A 4392-nucleotide genomic window follows, 5' to 3' on the forward strand; every position below is an offset into this window, starting at 1 on the left:
TAGCCGAACTACTCGTTGCTTAGACCACTGGACCCCGCCTGGGTTCTCCACTGGTGTAACGGTGGAGAACCCACAACACGGGTGGATATCCACCCGCGTGGCGCGTGGCGGGCGGCGGCCAACAAGGCGGTCGTCCAGCTTGGTCGCGGTGGTGGGGCAGGCGGTGGTGGTGAGGGGCAAGGGGTGGTGGGGGATTGTTATGTATCTCAGGATGTGGGTGGGTTTGTCAGCTGTTAGTAGTCATGACAACGCGGTCAGTTGTCTTGGTGGTGTCAGCGGCACGATCGCGTCTTGTTCGGGTGGGGGTGGGGTCGTAGTGTCGCGCCGCGCGATTCATTGGGGATGGATGGAAAGTGGGGGCTTTCCGCGGCGGAACCGGTGAGTAGGCCGGAGGTTCCAGACGGCGTGGTGCACCGTCTGCAGTCCGGCGAGGCGCAACCCGCCCAGCACCTGGTCGGACCCGCACGGCGCGGTCCGGCTGTACTCGCGAAGGGACCACACCAATGGTCTTGTTTCAGCGTTCCCGTAAACCTGCCGTCGTGCTCGGGGTCACCAGCCTCGCGGCGATGGCACTCGCCGGGCTCGGGGCATCAGCGGCCGGGGCCGCACCGAGCGCGGCGCCACCGCCACGGCCCTCGCAGGCTCAGTCGAAGGCGTACGCGGTGGACTCGGCGTCATCGCTGGTGGCCGGCCGGCCCAGTGCGTTGCACGCGTCGAAGGAGGACAAGTTCACCGCGAAACCGGTGATCTCGGAGCAGTCCGGGCTGCAGTACGTCCCGTACGAGCGCTCGTACAAGGGTCTCCCGGTGGTCGGTGGTGACTTCGTCGTCGTCACGGACGAGAAGGGCGCGGTGAAGTACACATCGGTCGCCCAGACCACCGCCGTACCCGAGCTGTCGACCACCGCCAAGGTGACCGCCACGTCCGCGCAGAAAACCGCGAACAAGCAGCTCACGAAGGTCAGTTCCACGACCACGCCGACCCTCGCGGTGTACGCGCTGAACGGCACCCCGAAGCTCGCCTGGCAGACACGAGTGAGTGGCAGCAAGGGCAAGGAGCCGTCGAGCCTCTCCGTGTACGTGGATGCGCAGAGCGGCAAGGTACTTGGTACCAAAGAGCATGTGATGGCCGGCAACGGCACAGCGGCGTACAGCGGCCCGAACCCGGTGCACTTGGACACCACGCTGTCCGGCAGCACGTACTCGATGAAGGACCCGAATACCACCAACCTGTCTTGTCAGGACGCGGCGAACAACACCACGTTCACCGGACCGGATGACAACTGGGGCAACGGCGACGCCACCAACCGGGAGACCGGCTGTGTGGACGCGCTGTACTCCGCGCAGACCGAGAAGCACATGCTGACCGACTGGCTCGGCCGCAACGGCATGGACGGCAACGGTGGCGCCTGGCCGATCCGGGTCGGCCTGAACGACGAGAACGCGTACTACGACGGTTCACAGGTGCAGATCGGTCACAACAGTGCCAACCAGTGGATCGGCTCGATCGACGTAGTGGCGCACGAGATGGGCCACGGCATCGACGACCACACTCCGGGTGGCATTTCCGGTAGCGGTACGCAGGAGTTCGTCGCTGACACGTTCGGCGCGTCCACCGAGTGGTACAGCAACCAGCCCGCCCCGTACGACACTCCGGACTTCCTGGTCGGCGAGGAGATCAACCTGGTCGGTAGTGGGCCGATCCGCAACATGTACAACCCGTCGGCGCTTGGCGACCCGAACTGCTACTCCAGCTCGATCCCGGGTACGGAAGTACATGCTGCCGCCGGTCCGGGTAACCACTGGTTCTACCTGCTGTCCCAGGGCAGCAACGGGAACCCGGCGAGCCCGACGTGCAACAGCTCTACTGTTACCGGTCTGGGGATCCAGAAGGCGATCCGGATCATGTACAACGCGATGCTGATGAAGACCAGCAGCAGCTCGTACCTGAAGTACCGCACCTGGACTCTGACTGCTGCGAAGAACCTGTACCCGGGTAGCTGCACCGAGTTCAACACGGTGAAGGCTGCTTGGGACGCGGTCAGCGTGCCGGCTCAGTCTGGTGACCCGACCTGCTCCACGTCGGGTGGCGTTACCGTCGCCAACCCGGGCAACAAGACCGGTTCGGTGGGTACGGCGCTCTCGCCCTTTACGCTGACTGCATCTGGCGGCACGTCGCCGTACACCTGGTCCGCGACCGGTCTGCCGGCTGGTGTCACTATCGGTTCGTCTACCGGCACGGTGTCGGGTACGCCGACTGCCAGCGGCACGTTCAACGTCACCGCGACGGCGACGGCGAGTGCGGGCGGATCTGGTAATACGTCGTTCACCATCACTGTCAGCGGCGGTGGCAGCACCTGCTCCGGCCAGAAGCTCGGCAACCCCGGCTTCGAGACCGGTACGGCAACACCGTGGACCGCTTCCACCGGAGTGGTCGACAACGATCCCTCCCAGCCGGCGCACGGCGGTACCTGGAAGGCGTGGCTGGACGGGTACGGCCAGACGCACACCGACAACCTGAGCCAGTCGGTGACGATCCCGGCCGGGTGCTCGGCGACGCTGTCGTTCTACTTGCACGTCGACTCGGCGGAAACCACCACGACAACGCAGTACGACAAGCTCACCGTGAAGGCGGGCTCGACCACGCTGGCGACGTACTCGAACCTGAACAAGGCGAGCGGCTACTCGCTCAAGTCGTTCAACCTGTCGTCGTTCGCGGGTCAGACCGTGACGATCAGCTTCTCCGGTAGCGAGGACGTCTCGCTGCAGACCTCGTTCGTCATCGACGACACGGGTCTGAACCTGAGCTGACCCACCAACCGGCCGCCGTACCCGATTGCGGGTGCGGCGGCCGGCCCCTTGGCTGAGCCGGTTTCCTAGCTGAGCCAGGCCCCCGAGCCGGGCCGGCCCTCAGCCGAGCTGATCCCCTGAGCCGGGCCGGGCCTCAGCCGAGCTGGTCCCAGCCTGATTGCCAGCGGGCGTGGAGCTCGTCCCGGTCGGTGTCGCCATAGGCGGAGAGGATCGCCATCGAGGCACCGTCCGGCTTCTGGCCGCCCGGCAGGATGTAGCTGAGGATCAGCAGACCGTTGCCCCAGGCATCTACTGTCAGGCCAGTCTGGTGATCGCTGGTATACCAAACCTCGCCCTTCAGCCGTTGCCCGAAAAGCTCGAGCTCGTACGGGGCTCCGGTCGGCTGTTTTGGTATACCAAGCCCGGCGATCGGTGCGGTGCCTGAGTAGAAGAGCGTGTGCCGTGGTTCGCCTGGATGGCGTTCGAGGGCGAAGCGCAGTTGGTGGAGGAAGGTGATCCAGCCTTCGGTGACATCGTCGTAGTACGCGTCCCAGTCTGGGTCCGCGCCGAGCGGTGCGCGGGTCAGGGTGATCCGCGCGCCGCCCTCGATCGGCTCGACCGCGAACACATCACCGTTCCCGAGCGTGAGTGTCGTACCGTCCTCGACCACGTCGGTGAAGTAGATCTGGTTGATCTCGTCGTCCAGTCCGCCCTCGGCGCCTTCGTACTCCCAGCCGTGCCAGTGCCGGATCTTCTCCTTGTCCCGCAGGGCGTTCCACACCGTATCCACCGGGGCGGCGACGGTGACCACGATCTTCGGCGTCATGATTCTCCTTCGGTACGGTGCTGGGTGGGCGCCTGCGATGAATCGGTACGGCGCGGTGCCGGGTGGGCGCCCGCGATCAATCGGTACGGACGACCGTCTGCGGTGTCGAACTCCTCGACCACTCGGCGAACCGCCTCGGTCAGCGCGTCGGTGAAGCGGTGTACGTCGCCCGGTTCGGCGAACCGCACTTCGGTTTCGAGGGTGAACGTCAGCAGGCGTTTGCCGTCCGCTTCTGCGGTGCTTTGCATGCGGGCCACGTCGCGTACGGTCGCGGCGGCGACTCCGACCAGGTGCTCGGCGGCGTACTGGTCCTGGATTTCTGTGAACGCCTGGCCGAGGAGCGGATCGACTACGAGTGGGTCGACGATCAGGGTTGCTGTCGCGCGCAGGATCCGCTCGGTGAGTCCGCGGCGTTGGCGCTCCTCGACCAGTTCTACGAGCCCGGCCTTCTCCAGCTCTCGCAGGTGGTAATTCACCCGTTGCCGCGGGAGGTCGAGGGTGCTCGCGAGCTGGGTGGCTGAAGCCGGCTCCCGCAACAGCTCGAGCAGCCGCCGCCGGATCGGCGACAACGCCAACCGCACCTGCTCGGAGTCCTCGACGTAACGCATACCCCCAATATCAAATTGACAGAAAAATTTGTCAAGAGCACGCTGGGTGCTGGGTGCTGGGTGCTGGGTGCTGGGTGCTGGGTGCTGGGTGCTGGGTGCTGTGCGGTGGTGCTGTGCGGTGGTGCTGTGCGGTGGTGCTGTGCGGTGGTGCTGTGCGGTGGTGCTGTGC

At 65.6% G+C, this 4392-nt stretch carries 3 protein-coding genes; 1 reads left to right on the forward strand and 2 read right to left on the reverse strand.

Annotated features, from left to right (window positions below):
* Positions 1–539: 539 nt before the first annotated feature.
* Positions 540–2810: a M4 family metallopeptidase gene (locus tag ABD260_RS37415; RefSeq protein ID WP_344241718.1), complete on the forward strand. Its 2271-nt coding sequence runs from the start codon at positions 540–542 to the stop codon at positions 2808–2810.
* 133 nt (positions 2811–2943) lie between these two features.
* On the opposite strand, the gene ABD260_RS37420 is transcribed toward ABD260_RS37415, so the two are convergent.
* Both ABD260_RS37420 and ABD260_RS37425 read right to left on the reverse strand, forming a co-directional pair.
* Entirely contained in the window at positions 2944–3615 is a 672-nt protein-coding gene (locus tag ABD260_RS37420; protein ID WP_344241720.1) for an SRPBCC family protein, read from the reverse strand.
* The gene (locus ABD260_RS37425) at positions 3612–4223 is read right to left on the reverse strand and encodes a helix-turn-helix domain-containing protein (RefSeq protein ID WP_344241722.1); all 612 of its coding nucleotides are present in this window, start codon (positions 4221–4223) and stop codon (positions 3612–3614) included. Before ABD260_RS37425 ends, ABD260_RS37420 begins: the two co-directional genes overlap by 4 nt.
* Between the last annotated feature and the right edge of the window lie 169 nt (positions 4224–4392).

The organism is Kribbella hippodromi, from assembly GCF_039531045.1.
GTDB lineage: Bacteria > Actinomycetota > Actinomycetes > Propionibacteriales > Kribbellaceae > Kribbella > Kribbella hippodromi.

Excerpts from the sequence above, each read along its gene's own strand:
- ABD260_RS37420 (WP_344241720.1), bottom strand. The coding sequence starts at position 3,615 with ATGACGCCGAAGATCGTGGTCACCGTCGCCGCCCCGGTGGATACGGTG.
- ABD260_RS37425 (WP_344241722.1), bottom strand. The coding sequence starts at position 4,223 with ATGCGTTACGTCGAGGACTCCGAGCAGGTGCGGTTGGCGTTGTCGCCG.